The organism is Lentzea tibetensis (genome assembly GCF_007845675.1).
GTDB classification, from domain to species: Bacteria; Actinomycetota; Actinomycetes; order Mycobacteriales; family Pseudonocardiaceae; genus Lentzea; species Lentzea tibetensis.
Map to the genome: position 1 here is coordinate 67,164 of NZ_VOBR01000008.1, position 17,125 is coordinate 84,288.

Genomic DNA, 17,125 nt, shown 5'->3' on the forward strand with positions numbered 1-17,125 from the left:
CCCACCGGGAAGGCGGCCACCGTGCCGGGGAAACGTTGGCGCGCAACGGCATGCGGACCGCACAGCGCGCCGATGCCTTGTTCAGCGAAGTCGGCCGCGCGGTGCGTGCCGGCGGGGAGTTGGCACGCCTCGCGAGGTGTCGGCGGATCGAGTTCGGCGGCGGTGGAGTGGTGCGGAGCGCTGGGCGATGAGGGTGTCATGCGTTCAGCTCCTTCAGGATGGCGCGGGCCGCGGCGGCCAGTGGGCCGTGGTTGGAGTTGGGGAAGGCGCCGCGGTCGAGTGCCGCGGCCAGGCCCGGCTCCGGGCGCATCTGGGTCAGCAGGGGGATGCCGACGACCTCGGCGACCTGGTCGGCGCGCAGGCCTCCTGGGGCCGGGCCGCGGACCACCAGGCGGAGGTTCGCCGCGAGGGTGTGGACGCGGTCGGCCACGCGTTTGGCTGCTGCGGTCGCGGGGGGGGCGGGGCGGGGGCCCCCCAGACCCCCGGGAGAGCGCCGCCCCCCGCGGGGGCGGGTGGGGCCGGGGGCGGCCCGGCTTTGGGGGGCGGGGGTCGCGCGGACCTCGGCCGGGACCACGAGCACGGCGAGGTCCGCGCGACCCAGAGCGGTGTCGGCGGGAGGGGTCGGGTGGCGGGGCAGGTCGCACACGACGGTGCAGCCACCTCGCCTTCCCGCGTCGAGCACCGCTGCGACGGCCTGCGGTTCGGGGCCCGGACCGTCGCGGTCGCAGGAGAGGACGGTGAGCTTTCCCCTTGCGGGCAGGGCTGTCCGGAGTGCGGAGAGCTGGATTCGGCCGCCGCTCACCTGCACGGCCGGCCAGCGGGCGCCGGACGCCTCTTCCGCGCCCAGGGTGAGATCGATGCCGCCGCCGAGCGGGTCGCAGTCGACCAGCAGGCCTTCGGACTCGGACGCGGCCACGGCTCTGGCTATCGACGCGGCCAGCACCGAGGCTCCCGCGCCGCCGCGACCGCCGAGCACGGCGAGCACCCGGCCCGTTTCGACCGGCGGGCCTTCGCGCACGTCGGTCAAAGCGGTGACCAGTGCCCGGTCCTCCAAGGGGAGTTCGAGCACCCGTTCCACGCCGAGGCGCACGGACTCGTCCCACGGTGGATCGCCGCCGTGCACGACGAACACGCCTGAGCGGCGCGGGAGTTCCGCCGAGAGGCAGGCGCGCACACCGTGTGCGTCGAGCAGCACGAGCGGGGCGGTGTGCCACAGCGGGCGGAGCGCGGACACGTCCGGCACGCGGACGAGATCGCAGTCGGCCGCCGCCATCAGGCGGAGCAGATCGTCGAGGAGCGTTGTGTCTGCCAGGAGGGCGGTGGGGGTCATGGGTCGACCGTGGCGGGTGGTGATGAAGGACACAACGTGGTGATGATCGAGATGTGGACAAATCGACTGCTGTGGACAAGTCGCGATCTTCGACATCGTGAGACGACGAATTGTCACAGCTGTGCGAGAAGATGAGGGGTTGTGCTCCAGAAGGCCGGAAAGGCGAGCACAGGTGTGCGGAAAGAGATCCGCGATCTGACCCCGGACATGGGACGACCCCCGCCAGGGGGGAGGGACGGGGGTCGTCAATGGTTCAGTCCCGGGGGGTCGGACTGAACCCGTCCGTCGAACCGGACCCTCCTACTGTATCCCCATGCGCCAGGGTCGTGCGCGCCTTCTGTTCTAGTGACACGCCAAGATTCGGTAACCAAGTGCGGCAACGGATTCGTACAGTGGCGAACTGACGCCCGAATGGCCCAACGGACACCGACAGCCGCGCACTCGGCGGACAACTTTCACGATTTCGTACACCTGCGAACTGTCAGCCCGACGGGTCCGCCGGACCACCACCTAAGCTGGATCCGTGACCGATCGAGGCGGCCAGTCCGCACCAGGAACCCGGATCGCCGCATTCTTCGATCTCGACAAGACGGTGATCGCGAAGTCGAGCACGCTGGCGTTCAGCAGGCCCTTCTTCCAGGAGGGCTTGATCAATCGCCGCGCGGTGCTCAAGAGCGCCTACGCGCAGTTCGTCTTCATGCTCGCCGGTGCCGACGCCGACCAGATGGACCGCATGCGGTCGCACATCACGGCGTTGTGCGCGGGCTGGGACGTCGAGCAGGTCCGCAGCATCGTCGACGAGACGCTGCACGACATCGTGGATCCGTTGGTCTACAAGGAGGCCACCCAGCTCATCACCGACCACAAGGCAGAGGGCCACGACGTCGTCGTGGTCAGCGCCTCCGGTGAGGAGCTCGTCTCCCCCATCGCCAGCATGGTCGGCGCCACGCACAGCGTCGGCACGAAGATGGTGGTGAGCGACGGCCGGTACTCGGGCGAGATCGACTTCTACTGCGCAGCCGAGAACAAGGCGGTCGCGATCAAGGAGCTCGCCGAGAAGCACGACTACGACCTGACGCGGTGCTACGCGTACTCGGACTCGGTCACCGACCTGCCGCTGCTGGAGGCCGTCGGCCATCCGACGGTCGTCAACCCAGACCGCGGCCTGCGCAAGATCGCCGCACAGCGCGGATGGCCGGTCCTCACGTTCTCCGACCCGGTGTCGCTGCGCGCCCGAATCCCCACCCCGTCGGGCACCGCGGTGGCGGTCACGGCCATCGGTCTGGGTGCCGCCGCGGCCGCCGGCGTCGCCTGGTACGGCCTGCGCCGCAAGCGCAACAAAAGTCAATAGCCGAGTGTCATGTTTAGACGGTCGGTACCCCTACGCGTGAGTAGCGTCAACGCGGCGCACACGTGGTGTCCGCGTGGGTGTCCCAAGTCGCCCCGACGGCGGTACCGACCATGTGCGCCAACAGAAATAGCGCGCAAGATACGCCGCTTTCACTACTGAACGTGGCTTGACCGGTGCACCCGTCCGAGCCCTTGCTGTGACCGCCGACACGCACTACAAATGGAGGTGCAGACCTCCGGTCGGCCAGGGACCAGACGAAGAGAAGTCAGGATCCACCCCGGCAGAGCTCTGTGCGCGGACTTCGAGTACCCACGCGCAGCACGCCGCGGGAGGCTTGTCGTCTAGGGCCTGCGTACCGGGACGCCGGACGCCGAGGCCAGGGTTGTACGACACGAGTTGCACGCTTGGTAACTCGAAAGCCCGCGCTGAAGACGGCGGACCCATTCGTGGGTCCGCCGTCTGCTTGTGTGGGAAAAACCCAGCACAATGCCCCCGTTGACCCGCCGCCAGTGACGTGAGTAACTTGCGAACCACGCCAGTTACCGGTGGGAAGATCACGGGAGGCTGCAGGTGCGGAAACTCGCTGTCGCTCTGGTCGTGTGCACCTCGGCAGCTCTCGCTCCACCTGCCGAGGCCGACGCGGCCACGAGCGCGCTCCAACGCATGTCGCTCGAGGAGAAAGTCGGGCAGCTCTTCGTCACGTGGGTGCACGGGCAGAGTGCGAACGAACCAAACCCGAACAATATTCGGGACTTCGGCGTGAGCACCGCCGCCGAAGTCGTGAAGAAGTTCCACGTCGGCGGCGTCATCTACTTCAACAACGCCACCCGCGACAACGTCGACACCCCGAAACAGATCGCGGCACTGTCCAACGGCCTCCAAAAGGCGAGCCGAATTCCGCTCGCCATCTCGACCGACCAGGAGATGGGTCTCGTCACCCGCATCGGTCCACCCGCAACGCAGTTCCCCGGCAACATGGCGCTCGGCGCGGGCCGTTCGACGAAGAACGCCGAGGAAGCCGCCCGCATCACCGCGACCGAACTGCGCGCGATGGGCATCAACCAGGACTTCGCGCCGGACGCCGACGTCAACTCCAACCCGGCGAACCCCGTCATCGGCGTACGCAGCTACTCGAGCGACCCGAAGCTCGCGGCCGAACTGGTCGCGGCCCAGGTCAAGGGCTACGAGCAGAAGATGTTCTCGCCGAACGCGGTGGCCGCGACGGCCAAGCACTTCCCCGGTCACGGCGACACCAAGGACGACAGCCACACCTCGCTCCCGGTCGTGAACCGCACCGTCGAGGAGTGGCGCAAGATCGACGCACCGCCGTTCAAGGCCGCCATCCGGGCGGGCGTCGACTCGATCATGACCGCGCACATCCAGACGCCGAAGATCGACCCGACAGGCGAGCCGTCGACGCTGTCCCACCGCGTCGTCACCGGCCTGCTCCGCGAGGAACTGCGCTACGACGGCGTGATCATCACCGACGCGCTGGAGATGGCGGGCGTGCGGAAGCTGCACACGGACGCCGAGATCCCCGTGCTGGCACTGAAAGCGGGCGTCGACCAGCTGCTCATGCCGGTCGACCTCAACCTGGCGATCAACAGCGTCGTCGCGGCGGTCCGCAGCGGCGAGCTCACCGAACGCCGCATCGACCAGAGCGTGTTCCGCGTGCTGAAGATGAAGTTCCTGCGCGGCATCCTGTCCGCCGGCCCGGTCGACGAGAACGTCGTGGTCGGCACGAAGCCGCACCTCGAAGCAGCACAACGCATCGCCGATCGCACCATCACCGCGGTCCGCAACGACGGCAACGTCCTCCCGTTCCAACCGAAGAAGGCACTCGTCGTCGGCACCAGCGACGTCCCGGCGACCGCGCTCGCCACCAGGCTCAACGCGGCCAAGCAGGTCACCGCGGTGAACCCGACGGCCGCTCAGATACAAGCGGCGGTCAACGCGGCCACCGACTCCGACGCGATCGTCGTCCTCACCAACGGGCTCACCCAAGCGACGCGCCCCGGTCAGAAGGAACTGCTGAACCGCCTGCTGGCCACCGGAAAACCCGTCGTCGCGGTCGCCACGGGCGTCCCGTACGACGTCGCGCACAACGCACCCGTCTGGCTCGCCACGTACTCCACGACCGGCCCCGGCATCGAGGCACTGGCCAAAGTCCTGCTGGGCCAGGCGAAACCACAGGGCAAGCTCCCCGTGGACGTGCCGGGCGCCTACCCCTTCGGCCACGGACTGAGCTGGTGACCATGGACCGCAGACAGCTGCTCACCGCGGGAGCGCTCGCAGTTCCCGCACTCGCGATCACCGGCACCGCACAGGCGAGCCGAGGAGTCACCACCGGCGCCGAACAACTCGCCAAGGACGGCTGGAGCAGGCTCAAGGGCCGCAAGGTCGGCGTGCTCACCAACCCCACCGGGACGCTGAAAGACCAGACCCACATCGTCGACTCGATGGTCGCCGCCGGAGTGCGCCCGCAGGCCGTTTTCGGCCCGGAGCACGGTTTCCGCGGCACCGCGCAGGCCGGCGGCTCGGAGGGCGACTACCTCGACCCGCGCACCCAGCTCCCGGTCTACGACGCGTACGGCGCCAACGCCACGAAGCTCGCAGGCATGGTCACCAAGGCGGGCGTCGACACCGTCGTCTTCGACATCGCGGACGTCGGCGCGCGCTTCTACACCTACATCTGGTCGATGTACACGGCGATGCAGGCAGCCGCGATCACCAAGGCGGGTTTCGTCGTGCTGGACCGCCCGAACCCGGTCGGCGGCACCGCGAAGGGCCCGCAGCTCGACCCCGCGTACGCGACAGGTGTGGGCAAGAAACCCGTTGTGCAGCAACACGGCATGACCATCGGCGAGCTCGCACGGTTCTACAACCAGGAGTTCCTGCCGACCGACGGCGGCGCGGTGCAGCAGCTCGAGGTCGTCAACGTCCGGGGCTGGCGGCGCGACCAGCTCGACACCGGCCTGCCGTGGATCCCGCCGAGCCCCAACATGCCCACCCAGGACACCGCGCTCGTCTACCCCGGCACGTGCCTGTTCGAGGGCACGGTGTTCTCCGAGGGACGCGGCACCACGCGCCCGTTCGAGACGATCGGCGCGCCGGACCTGGACTGGCGCTGGGCCGAGAAGCTGAACTCGCTGGACCTCGAGGGCGTCCGCTTCCGCGAGACGTACTTCGCGCCGACGTTCAACAAGTTCCAGGGCAAGACCTGCGGCGGCGTCGCGCTCCAGGTCACCGACCCGCACGCATTCGACGCCGTCCGCGCGGGCGTCGCCATGATCGTCACCGCGAAAGCCCTGTACCCGAACCTCTTCGCGTGGCGACCGGACAACTGGATCGACAAGCTCAGCGGCTCGGACCGGCTGCGCAAGATGGTCGACACCGGTGCGAGCACCGACGACGTCGTCAACGCGTGGCAGGACGAGCTCAAGCAGTTCCGCCGCACCCGCCTGCCCTACCTGCGCTACCGGTGAGGACCCGATGCGAATCCCTGCACTCGCCGCACTGTCAGCCGTCCTGCTCGTGACCGCCCCCGCCAGCGCCGACACCGCGACCGGCCGCTTCGACCGCCCGCAGCAGGGCTTCGCCGCGCCGAACACGGTGCTGCACAAGGCGGTCCCGGACAGCGTCGGGCTGGACCCGAAGCCGATCGACGACGCGCTGCGGCAGATCCAGAACTACACGCGCACCCAGCCGCGTCCGTTGTTCTCCGGCGCGGTCACGATGCTCGTGCACGACGGCGCGATCGTCACGCACGACGCGACCGGCTGGGCGGTGCGCTACGCCAACGCCACCACCGAGCTGCCGGAAGCCCAGCGCGTCCCGATGGCGCCCGACACGATCTTCGACATGGCGTCGATCTCGAAGCTGTTCACGTCGATCGCCGTGATGCGCGAGGTCGAGGCGGGCCGGGTCGACATCGACCAGCCGGTGTCGCGCTACCTGCCGGAGTTCGGCGTCAACGGCAAGGCGGACATCACCGTCAAGCAGCTGCTGACCCACACGTCCGGCCTGGAGCCGTTCATCCCGCTGTGGAAGCTGTACCCGGACGTGCCGTCGCGCATCAAGGCCGTGATGGACGTGAAGCCGAAGTCCACGCCCGGCACCACCTACGTGTACTCGGACCTGAACCTGATCACGCTGGGAGAGCTGGTCAAGCGGGTCAGCGGCAAGCCGCTCGACGTGCTGGTGCGCGAGGGCGTCACGCAGCCGCTGACCATGAAGGACACCGGCTACAACCCGCCGGCGAGCAAGCTGGACCGCATCGCGGCCACGGAGTTCCAGTCGAACCCGAACCGCGGCATCGTGCGCGGCTCGGTGCACGACGAGAACGCGTGGTCGCTCGGCGGCGTCGCGGGCCACGCGGGTGTCTTCTCGACGGCGAACGACCTCGCCAAGCTCGGCCAGGCCGTGCTGAACGGCGGAACGCACGCGGGACAACGGATCCTGAGCCGCCAGTCGGTCGAGCTGATGCTCACGAACTTCAACCACCAGTTCCCCGACAACGCCCACGGTCTCGGGTTCGAGCTCGACCAGCGCTGGTACATGGGCCAGCTGGCCTCACCGGGAACGGCCGGGCACACCGGGTTCACCGGCACGTCGCTGGTGATCGACCGGGCGTCGCGCTCGATCGCGATCCTGCTGACCAACCGCGTCCACCCGAGCCGCGACTGGGGCACGATCAACCCGGCCCGCCGGGTCGCGGCCGACGGGCTCGCCAAGGCGCTCGCGGTGAAGGCACCCGGCGGCGGCTACTCGTTCACGCCGACGCGCTCCGGCGGCACGCTCAGCACCCCGGACCTGCCCGCGCACGCCAAGAAGATCGAGTTCGACGCGCTCGTCGACCTCGAGCCGGGCGACGAGGTCGTCGTGGGCGACAAGACCCTGCAGGGGTACGGGAAACGCCGCTGGCAGCACGTCGTCATCGACACCACCGCGCCGAAGCTGACCTTCACCTACACGAAGACGGGCCAGTACGGCGGGCGCGGCGTGTTCGTCGCGAACCTGCGGATCACCGATCACACCGGCCTGCTGTACGACGGCGACCCGATCGCGGACGGCTGGTCAGCAGTGCTCCGCTAACACCCTGCGCAGCAACGGCAGCGCCCGCGGGAACGCGGGCGCGCCGAAGCTCAGCACCACGCCGTCGCGATCCCACGGCACGTCCGGGTGGCGGAACTCGCCGAGGCCGACCACGCCGACGCCCACCTCCAGCGCCGCGTCGAGCACGCGCCGCTCACCACCGGGCGGAAGCTCCAGCACCGCGTGCAGGCCTGCGGGGATGCCGGGCACGCGCAGGTGCGGCTGGAGCGCGGACACCAGCTGGTCGCGCCGCTCCCGGTAGTGCTGCCGCATCCGCCGGACGTGCGTGTCGTACGCACCGCTCGCGACGAAGTCCGCCATGGTCAGCTGGTCGAGCGCACTGGCGTACTGCTCGCGGTCGCCCTTCTCCGCGACCGCGGCGTCGACCAGGTGACCGGGCAGCACCATCCAGCCCATCCGCAGCGCGGGCGACAACGACTTGCTGGCCGACCCCAGGTACACCACCCGCTCGGGGTCGAGGCCCTGCACCGCGCCGACCGGGTCGCGGTCGTAGCGGAACTCACCGTCGTAGTCGTCCTCCAGCACCAGCCCGTCGACCGACCGCGCCCACTCCACCGCCGCGGCGCGCCGCCACGGGTGCAGCGGACCTCCGAGCGGGAACTGGTGCGCGGGCGTCAGCAGCGCGGCCGCCACGTCCGGGAGCTCCTCGACGCGCATCCCCGCTTCGTCGACCCGCACCGGCACGGTCGACGACAGCAGCCCGCGGTGGAAGTCGAGTCCGTACGACTCGACCGCGAACGGCCCCGGCAGCAGCGTGTTCAGCAACCGCAACGAGTGCGCGGTGCCGGACACGATCACGATCCGCTCCGGGTCGGCCCGCACGCCGCGCGCCCGTGCGAGGTACTCGGCGAGCGCGACGCGCAGCTCGATCCGGCCGCGCGGGTCGCCGGGCCCGAACGCGTCGGTCGGCGCGGCCGTGAGCGCCCGCCGCGCGGACCTGAGCCACGCCGTCCTCGGGAACAGCGCGATGTCCGGTGTCGACGGCGTCAGGTCGAGCACGGCAGGCGCCGCGACCGCCGGGCGTGCGGGTGAAGCGGGCGGGCGCACCCGTTGCGCGACGCGGGTTCCCGAGCCGTGCCGCGCGGTCAGCCAGCCCTCGGCCACCAGCTCGTCGTAGGCGGCGGCCACGGTGTTGCGCGCGATCCCCAGATCCAGCGCCAGCGCCCGTGACGAGGGCAGCCGCGTGCCCGGTGCGAGCCGGGCGGACCGGATGGCCTCGCGCAACGACCGCGTCAGCCGGGCCCGCACACCGCCTGGTCCGGACACGTCCAGGTAGAAGTCGCTGCCGAAAGTGGCCCAAGATTCCACGCTGCAAGTGCACCACATGTTGGGCCACTCACCGGCATAGCGTTCTTCTCATGACACGCATGGACCTCGCCAAGAACGCCAAGGACTTCTACCGCGCCATGATCGCGCTCGACACCGCCGCGAGCGCGGGCGTCGACCCGGTGCTCGCCGAGCTCGTCAAGATCAGGGCGAGCCAAATCAACCACTGCGCGTACTGCCTGAACATGCACACCGTCGACGCCAGGAACGCGGGCGAGACCGAGGCGCGGATCTACCTGCTGAGCGCGTGGGAGGAGGCGGGCGACGTCTACACCGAACGGGAGAAAGCGGCGCTGCGGCTCACCGAATCGGTGACGGTGCTGACGGACGGCTTCGTGCCCGACGAGGTGTATGCGGAGGCGGCCAAGCAGTTCGACGACCACGAGCTCGCGCAGCTCATCGCGTTGATCATCACCATCAACGCGTGGAACCGAATCGCGGTCAGCACGAGGAAGACTCCCAACGTCCGGTGACCTTCTGTCGACACGCCGTGAGGAAATGTCCCCATCGGGGTGACTTTGGGACACAGTTGGGGTGAGTTCCGCCCACTGTCCGTTGACCCCCAGGGTGGCGGTTAGTAAGTTTCCCACGTGTCCACAGAATCCAGTGCCGAGTCCAGCCCCCTGGTGAAGATCCGGTCGCTGCTGCCGGGCCTCGCCCGTGCGGAGCAGCGGGTGGCGAAGGTGGTGCTCGAGAACCCCGGCACGGTTGCTCACCGCAGCATCACCGAGGTCGCCGAGCAGGCTGGCACGAGTGAGACGACGGTGACGCGCTTCTGCAAGGCGATCGGCGTCGGCGGCTACCCGGAGCTGCGCATCGCGCTCGCCGCCGACACGGCCCGCAGCGCCGCCCGTTCCAACCAGGACATGGGCGGCGACATCGGCCCCGGCGACGACCTGCGCCAGGTCGTCGGCAAGGTCGCGTTCGCCGACGCCCGCGCGGTCGAGGAGACGGCCGAGCAGCTCGACGTCGAGTCGCTGCAGAAGGTCGTCGACGCGATCGCCGGCGCGCGGCGGGTCGACGCCTACGGGTTCGGCGCGAGTGCGTTCGTCGCGTTCGACCTGCAGCAGAAGCTGCACCGCATCGGCCGCACCTGCTTCGCGTGGAACGACACGCACGTCGCGCTGACGTCGGCCGCCGTGCTGACCAGCGAGGACGTCGCGGTCGGCATCTCGCACACCGGCTCGACCGCGGAGACCGTCGAGGCGCTGCGGATCGCGCGCGAGCACGGTGCGACGACGGTGGCGCTGACGAACTTCCCGCGGTCACCGATCACCGAGGTCGCGGACCACGTGCTGACCACGGCCGCGCGCGAGACGACGTTCCGCTCCGGTGCGATGGCCAGCAGGATCGCGCAGCTCACGGTCATCGACTGCCTGTTCATCGGCGTCGCGCAGCGGCACGTCGACTCGGCGAAGACGGCGCTCGAGGCCACCTACTCCGCGGTGTCCGGGCACCGGCTCGGCGCGAGACCGGATGGAAGGCGCCGACAGCGGGAGAGCAGTAAATGACCTCCCCCCGGAACGGTGTGGCGGTGCGCGTGGAGTCTCCGACAGAACAGCGGAACCCGCGGACCGTCGACATCGACCGGGTGTCCACGCTGGAAGTGCTCAGACTGATCAACGACGAGGACAGCACGGTGCCCGCCGCGGTCGCGGCGGTGCTGCCGGAGCTGGCCCGCGCGGTCGACCTCGCGGTCGCCGCACTGCGGTCCGGCGGCCGCGTGCACTACGTCGGAGCAGGCACGTCCGGCAGGCTCGCGACGCTCGACGCGGCGGAGCTGGTGCCGACGTTCAACACACCGCCGGACTGGTTCCTCGCGCACCACGCGGGCGGGTCCGAGGCGCTGGTGCGGGCGATGGAGGACGTCGAGGACCACTCCGGCGCCACCCAGATCCGCACGGCCGCGACGGCCGATGACGTCGTGCTCGGCATCACCGCGTCCGGGCGCACGCCGTTCGTGATCGGCGCGCTGGAAGAGGCCCGTTCGATGGGCGCGCGGACCGTGCTCGTGTCGAACAACGCGACCGTGCCGACCGAGGTGGACGTGCTGGTCGCGTTGGACACCGGGCCGGAGGCGATCGCGGGCTCCACCCGGATGAAGGCCGGTTCGTCGCAGAAGCTGGTGCTCACCGCGTTCTCGTCGGCCGTGATGATCAAGCTCGGCCGGACGTACTCGAACCTCATGGTCAGCATGCGCGCGACGAACGCGAAGCTGCGCGGCCGGACCGTGCGGATACTGGGCGAGGCGACCGGGCTCGGCGAGCAGGAGTGCCTGCAGGCGCTGGCCGAGGCGAGCGGTGACCTGAAGGTGGCGCTCGTGCACCTGCTGTCCGGCGCGCCGACCGCCCGTGCCGCCGAGGCGCTGACCTCGTCGAACGGCCACGTGCGCAACGCTCTGGTCGCGCTAGCCGGGTAGCACGGGGCGCCACGGGATCGGCGTCGACAGCACCATCGCGCTGGACGTCTCGCCGTGGCTGCCGAGCCGCACCAGCAGGCGTTCCAGCTCCTGGATCGACGTGGCGGCGACCTTGACGACCGAGCAGATGTCGCCGGTCAGCCGCACCACCTCGACGACCTCGGGGCAGTCGTCCAGCAGCTCGGGGTGCACGGTGATGCACCGCGGGCCGTAGCACTTCATCCGCACCAGCGCGACGACCGGCCGTCCCACCGCGGTCGGGTCGACAGTCGCGCGGTAGCCCGTGATGACGCCCGTGTTCTCCAGCCTGCGGACCCGTTGCGCGACCGTCGGCGGCGACACGTGCACGCGGCGCGCGAGCTCGTTGTACGACAGCCTCGCGTCCTCCTGGAGCGCCTCGAGGAGTGCGTGGTCGATCTCGTCCAACATGAACGCAAAGCTAGTCACGAAACTGCTTTGCGAACGTGAAAAGTTCGATGCCGTTCCTAGTTCATCACCCATTCAGGCGAGCGTCGAATTGGCAGATGATTACCCCATGACTTGCCCCATGTCTGAGACGCCGAAGCTCGACTTCGGCGGCACGACGCCTTACGAGGACTACTCGCACGCCTCGGTGCTGCACACGCTGCAGCAGCAGTGGTCGAAGGACCCGCGCGAGATGTCGTTCCTGGTGATCACCCAGGTCATGGAGCTGTACTTCGGCCTGCTGTGCTTCGAGTGGCGCCAGGCGCAGACCGAGCTGCGCGGCGACGACCTGCGCGCGGCCGTCCGCACGCTGCGCCGGTCCGACCTGCACATGCAGGCCCTGTCCGCCGCGTGGCGCCCGATCGCGCGCATGACGCCCACCGAGTTCAACTCGTTCCGCGACGCGCTCGGCGAGGGGTCGGGCTTCCAGTCCGGCAAGTACCGCGAGATGGAGTTCCTGCTCGGCGAGAAGTCCCGGTCGATGCTCGTGCCGCACCGCGCGGTGCCCGCGATGCACGACCGGCTGGAGCAGTCGCTCGGCGAGCCGTCGCTGTACGACGACGTGCTGGGCGCGTTGTCCCGCGCCGGGTTCGCGATTCCCGCCGCCGTGCTGGAGCGCGACCTGAGCCAGGCTTACGAGCCGTCGGCCGACGTCGAGCAGGTGTGGGCGGAGATCTACCGCGGCACCGATCGCGACCTGCTGGAGCTCGGCGAGGCGCTGACCGACATCGCCGAGGAGTTCGCGCGCTGGCGCTACGACCACCTGCTCGCGACGCGCCGTTCGATGGGCTCGAAGGTCGGCACCGGCGGTTCGGCAGGCGTCGCGTGGCTGGAGAAGCGCACCCAACGAGCTGTGTTCCCGGAACTGTGGACCGCGAGGAGTTTTGTGTGAGGCGCGAGCTGTTCGACCTGGACGACGACGTCATCTACCTGGACGGCAACTCGCTCGGCGCTCCCCCGCGTGCGGTGGCGGCGCGGGTGGCCGAGGTCGTGCGGGTGCAGTGGGGCCGCCGGCTGATCCGGTCGTGGTCCGAGGGCTGGTGGGAGGCTCCGCAGCGGATCGGTGACCGGATCGCGCGCCTCGTCGGTGCCGCGCCCGGCCAGGTCGTGGTCGGCGACTCCACCTCGGTCAACATCTTCAAGGCGATGATGGCGGCCGTGCGCGGGTCGTCCGGTGGCGAGATCGTCGTGGACGCCGGGACGTTCCCGACGGACGGGTACATCGCGTCCTCGGTGGCTTCGCTGACCGGGCTGCGGATCCGTGCCGCGTCTCCGTCCTCTTTGGACTTGTCCGAGGACACCGCCGTGGTGCTGCTCAACCACGTCGACTACCGGACCGGCGAGCTGTACGACATGGCCCGGCTGACCGAGGAGGCGCACGCCGTCGGCGCCCGGATCGTCTGGGACCTGTGCCACAGCGTCGGCGTGCTGCCCATCGAGCTGGACGCACTGGGCGTCGACCTCGCGGTCGGGTGCACCTACAAGTTCCTGAACGGCGGGCCGGGGTCGCCCGCCTTCATCTACGTGCCGACGGCCGGGCAGGCGTCGTTCGAGAACCCGCTGTCCGGGTGGCACGGGCACGCCGCGCCGTTCGCGATGGAACCTTCGTACACGCCGGATCCCGGCGTCGTGCGGGCTCGGGTCGGTACGCCGGACATCCTGTCGATGCTGGCACTGGACGCCGCGCTGGACGTGTGGGACGACGTCGACCTCGGCGAGCTGAGGACGCGCGGACTCGAGCTGACCGCGTTGTTCCGCCAGCAGGTGGAGAAGCTCACCTCGCTGGAGGTGATCACGCCTGACTCGGAGTGGCGCGGGAACCAGATCTCCGTGCGCTGCCCCGACGCCGCGCGGGTCATGGACGAGCTGATCGCGCGGAACGTGATCGGCGACCACCGGCCGCCGGACGTGCTGCGGTTCGGGTTCGCCCCGCTCTACGTCCGCGACGAGGACGCCGTGCGCGCGGCGGAGGTCCTCGCCGAGATCACCCGGTGAGTGCGGCGTCCGCGATGCTCTTCGCCTCGCGGGCGCCCGCTTCCAGCGCGGAGCAGACGAAGAGGATCCACTCGCGCACGCCTTCGGGCGTGCCGGTGGTGAACGCGACGGCGGCCGCGTCGTACTCGGCCTGACGGCGCAGGCACGACACCTCGGGCACGCCGAGCCCCTTGGGGTCGAGGCCGGTCGAGAGCGAGGCCAGCCGTGCCGCGGCCCGAGCGACGACCCCGTTCGCCACCTCGAACGGGGTCAGGGTCAGCAGCTCGCCGTGCACCACGGCGACCAGCAGGGGTGCCGGCGCGGAGCTGCCTCCGGTGACCAGCGACCCGAGCATGCTCAGCCGTTCCGACACCCCGAGCGCCTCGCGCGGACGTCCGAGCGCCGACGACTGACCGGACGCGATCGCCGCGCGCTCCTCGGCGGAAACCAGGTCGGCGGCGGCCAGCACGTGCAGCCGGGCCAGCGCCTGCAACGGCGCGCGCTGCCACGTGGACACCAAGCCGCCCAACGCTTCCGCCACCCGCAACGACCCGGCCAGCACCGGATCCGACACCGCGCCGTCAGCGGGAATCTCGGTCGGTCCGCCCTCCAGAGCGGCGGACGCGCGGGCCGCGCGCACCGACGCCTCGGCGGCGGTGGTGGCCCATCCGCGCAAGTTCACCCGATGGCGGTGCACCTGGAAGACGGCGTCCCGCGCGGTGGCGACGGCATCGGCCACGTCGTGGAGGTCGAGCAGCGGAGCGAGCGGATCGGTCACGGTGGCGCACAGTACCTGACCAGGTGAAACGAGTGACCCAGCTCACGAAGGCAGCCGCTGGGCGCAGCAAGTTGCACGTTCAACGCGGCGGACGTGCGAATACCCGACAAATCGGGTTACACAATGACAGCCGTGTTTCCGCCGACCCTCGATTGGTCTGAACCTTTCGGGGGAGGAGCCTGTTGGAAGTGAACTGGCTCGCACTACGGTCAGTACCCGCATCCATAGCGGTCTGGATTCTCCAGGAGGTCTCGCACCATGTCCCAGTCGCAAGGCCAGGGCCCGGCCCTGGACAACCTGCTCACCGAGAGCAGGACGTTCCCGCCCAGTGAGGATTTCGCTGCGCAGGCCAACGCGAAGCCGGAGCTGTACGAGGAGGCCAAGGCCGACCGCGAGGCGTTCTGGGCCAAGCAGGCGGAACGGCTGCACTGGGACACCAAGTGGTCGCAGGTGCTCGACTGGTCGGACGCCCCGTTCGCGAAGTGGTTCGTCGGCGGCAAGCTGAACGTCGCGTACAACTGCGTCGACCGGCACGTCGAGTCCGGTCACGGCGAGCAGGTCGCCATCCACTGGGAGGGCGAGCCCGGCGACAGCCGCGCCATCACCTACGCCGAGCTGCAGCGCGAGGTCTCCAAGGCCGCGAACGCACTGGCGTCACTGGGTGTCGGCGCCGAGGACCGCGTCGCGATCTACATGCCCATGATCCCCGAGGCGATCTTCTCGATGCTCGCCTGCGCGCGGCTCGGCGCGATGCACAGCGTCGTGTTCGGCGGTTTCTCCGCCGAGGCGCTGCGCACCCGCATCGAGGACTCCTCGTGCAAGCTCGTGATCACGACCGACGGCCAGTACCGCCGCGGCAACCCGTTCCCGCTGAAGCCCGCGGTGGACGAGGCGGTCGCGAACGCCGACTGCGTCGAGAAGGTCCTCGTCGTCAAGCGCACCGACAGCGACGTCGAGTGGAACGACCGCGACGTGTGGTGGCACGAGCTCGTCGACAGCCAGTCCGACCAGCACACGCCGGAGGCGTTCGACTCCGAGCACCCGCTGTTCATCCTCTACACGTCCGGCACGACGGGGAAGCCGAAGGGCATCCTGCACACGTCCGGCGGCTACCTGACGCAGGCGTCGTACACGCACCACAACGTGTTCGACCTCAAGCCGGAGACCGACGTCTACTGGTGCACCGCGGACATCGGCTGGGTCACCGGCCACAGCTACATCGTCTACGGCCCGCTGTCGAACCGCGTGACGCAGGTCGTCTACGAAGGCACGCCCAACACGCCGCACGAGGGCCGCCACTGGGAGATCGTGCAGAAGTACGGCGTCTCGATCTACTACACGGCGCCGACGCTGATCCGCACGTTCATGAAGTGGGGCGCGGACATCCCCGCCAAGTACGACCTGTCGTCGCTGCGCGTGCTGGGTTCGGTCGGCGAGCCGATCAACCCCGAGGCGTGGATCTGGTATCGCGAGAACGTCGGTGGCGGCAAGGCGCCGATCGTGGACACGTGGTGGCAGACCGAGACCGGCGCGATCATGATCTCGCCGCTGCCCGGTGTCGTCTCGACCAAGCCCGGTTCGGCGCAGCGCCCGCTGCCCGGCATCGGCGCGAAGGTCGTCAACGACGAGGGTGTCGAGGTCCCCGCGGGTGGCGGTGGCTACCTGGTGCTCGACGAGCCGTGGCCGTCGATGCTGCGCGGCATCTGGGGCGACGAGGAGCGCTACCGCGACACGTACTGGTCGCGTTTCGCCGACCAGGGCTTCTACTTCGCCGGTGACGGTGCGAAGTACGACGACGACGGCGACATCTGGCTGCTCGGCCGGGTCGACGACGTGATGAACGTGTCCGGTCACCGCATCTCGACGACCGAGGTCGAGTCGGCGCTGGTGTCGCACCCGACCGTCGCCGAGGCGGCCGTCGTCGGCGCGTCCGACGAGACGACCGGCCAGGGCATCGTCGCGTTCGTGATCCTGCGCGGTGGCGCGGGTGCCGACGCGGGTGGCGCGGACGCGATCAAGGCGCTGCGCGACCACGTCGCCAAGGAGATCGGCCCGATCGCGAAGCCGCGGCAGATCATGGTCGTGCCCGAGCTGCCGAAGACGCGCTCCGGCAAGATCATGCGCCGCCTGCTGCGCGACGTGGCGGAGAACCGCCAGGTCGGCGACGTGACGACGCTGGCGGACTCGTCAGTCATGGACCTCATCTCGGCGGGCCTGCAGTCGGGCAAGTCCGAAGACTGAGAATTCGTTAGCAATACGAAAGGGAGTCGCTCCGGCGGCTCCCCTTCGCGTTAGGATTCCGTCTTGGTGAGCCGGGAAGTCTGGTCGGCACGAGGATTCGTGGTACCCGCCGACCGCTCCGGAGTT

14 protein-coding genes are annotated in these 17,125 nt (G+C 69.7%); 10 read left to right on the plus strand and 4 right to left on the minus strand.

Annotated features, from left to right (window positions below):
* Window positions 1-196: 196 nt before the first annotated feature.
* Window positions 197-1,330 carry a septum site-determining protein Ssd gene (gene ssd / locus FKR81_RS44985; protein WP_146352130.1) on the minus strand — a complete coding sequence of 378 codons (1,134 nt, stop codon included), beginning with the start codon at window positions 1,328-1,330 and terminating at the stop codon, window positions 197-199.
* A 523-nt stretch (window positions 1,331-1,853) separates the two neighbouring features.
* On the opposite strand from ssd, the gene FKR81_RS14480 reads away from it, so the two are divergent.
* The 4 genes from FKR81_RS14480 (at window position 1,854) to FKR81_RS14495 (ending at window position 7,775) form a co-directional block, all read left to right on the plus strand.
* Window positions 1,854-2,681 carry an HAD-IB family hydrolase gene (locus tag FKR81_RS14480; protein WP_146352132.1) on the plus strand — a complete coding sequence of 276 codons (828 nt, stop codon included), beginning with the start codon at window positions 1,854-1,856 and terminating at the stop codon, window positions 2,679-2,681.
* A gap of 663 nt (window positions 2,682-3,344) precedes the next feature.
* Window positions 3,345-4,934, plus strand: coding sequence for a glycoside hydrolase family 3 protein (locus FKR81_RS14485; protein WP_146352536.1), 1,590 nt, complete (start codon window positions 3,345-3,347; stop codon window positions 4,932-4,934).
* Window positions 4,931-6,166: an exo-beta-N-acetylmuramidase NamZ family protein gene (locus FKR81_RS14490; protein ID WP_146352134.1), complete on the plus strand. Its 1,236-nt coding sequence runs from the start codon at window positions 4,931-4,933 to the stop codon at window positions 6,164-6,166. The genes FKR81_RS14485 and FKR81_RS14490 overlap by 4 nt, the downstream gene beginning before the upstream one ends.
* Before the next feature lie 7 nt (window positions 6,167-6,173).
* On the plus strand, window positions 6,174-7,775 hold the full coding sequence (locus FKR81_RS14495) for a serine hydrolase domain-containing protein (RefSeq protein WP_146352136.1): 1,602 nt from the start codon (window positions 6,174-6,176) through the stop codon (window positions 7,773-7,775).
* On the opposite strand, the gene pdxR is transcribed toward FKR81_RS14495, so the two are convergent.
* Entirely contained in the window at window positions 7,758-9,104 is a 1,347-nt protein-coding gene (pdxR, locus tag FKR81_RS14500) for a MocR-like pyridoxine biosynthesis transcription factor PdxR (protein WP_235921544.1), read from the minus strand. The genes FKR81_RS14495 and pdxR overlap by 18 nt on opposite strands.
* Before the next feature lie 50 nt (window positions 9,105-9,154).
* Here pdxR and FKR81_RS14505 point away from each other — a divergent pair, with 50 nt between their 5' ends.
* The 3 genes from FKR81_RS14505 to FKR81_RS14515 all read left to right on the plus strand — a co-directional run bounded on the left by FKR81_RS14505 (window position 9,155) and on the right by FKR81_RS14515 (window position 11,541).
* Complete coding sequence (locus FKR81_RS14505) at window positions 9,155-9,595, plus strand: carboxymuconolactone decarboxylase family protein (protein WP_146352140.1); 441 nt, start codon at window positions 9,155-9,157, stop codon at window positions 9,593-9,595.
* Between the two features lie 117 nt (window positions 9,596-9,712).
* Window positions 9,713-10,633 carry a MurR/RpiR family transcriptional regulator gene (locus FKR81_RS14510; protein ID WP_235921545.1) on the plus strand — a complete coding sequence of 307 codons (921 nt, stop codon included), beginning with the start codon at window positions 9,713-9,715 and terminating at the stop codon, window positions 10,631-10,633.
* Complete coding sequence (locus FKR81_RS14515) at window positions 10,630-11,541, plus strand: N-acetylmuramic acid 6-phosphate etherase (RefSeq protein WP_146352142.1); 912 nt, start codon at window positions 10,630-10,632, stop codon at window positions 11,539-11,541. Before FKR81_RS14510 ends, FKR81_RS14515 begins: the two co-directional genes overlap by 4 nt.
* Here FKR81_RS14515 and FKR81_RS14520 read toward each other — a convergent pair.
* On the minus strand, window positions 11,530-11,970 hold the full coding sequence (locus FKR81_RS14520; protein WP_222598270.1) for an Lrp/AsnC family transcriptional regulator: 441 nt from the start codon (window positions 11,968-11,970) through the stop codon (window positions 11,530-11,532). The genes FKR81_RS14515 and FKR81_RS14520 overlap by 12 nt on opposite strands.
* 118 nt (window positions 11,971-12,088) lie before the next feature.
* Here FKR81_RS14520 and FKR81_RS14525 point away from each other — a divergent pair, with 118 nt between their 5' ends.
* Both FKR81_RS14525 and kynU read left to right on the plus strand, forming a co-directional pair.
* Window positions 12,089-12,898 (plus strand): tryptophan 2,3-dioxygenase, encoded by an 810-nt coding sequence (locus FKR81_RS14525; protein WP_146352144.1) that lies wholly within the window; start codon window positions 12,089-12,091, stop codon window positions 12,896-12,898.
* Complete coding sequence (kynU, locus tag FKR81_RS14530) at window positions 12,895-14,001, plus strand: kynureninase (protein ID WP_235921546.1); 1,107 nt, start codon at window positions 12,895-12,897, stop codon at window positions 13,999-14,001. Before FKR81_RS14525 ends, kynU begins: the two co-directional genes overlap by 4 nt.
* On the opposite strand, the gene FKR81_RS14535 is transcribed toward kynU, so the two are convergent.
* A complete protein-coding gene (locus FKR81_RS14535; protein ID WP_146352148.1) occupies window positions 13,991-14,758 on the minus strand; it encodes an oxidoreductase in 768 nt (255 codons plus the stop codon). The two genes, kynU and FKR81_RS14535, sit on opposite strands and share 11 nt — an antisense overlap.
* A gap of 258 nt (window positions 14,759-15,016) precedes the next feature.
* Between FKR81_RS14535 and acs the strand changes: the two genes are divergently transcribed.
* Window positions 15,017-16,999: an acetate--CoA ligase gene (gene acs, locus FKR81_RS14540; RefSeq protein ID WP_146352150.1), complete on the plus strand. Its 1,983-nt coding sequence runs from the start codon at window positions 15,017-15,019 to the stop codon at window positions 16,997-16,999.
* Window positions 17,000-17,125 lie beyond the last annotated feature (126 nt).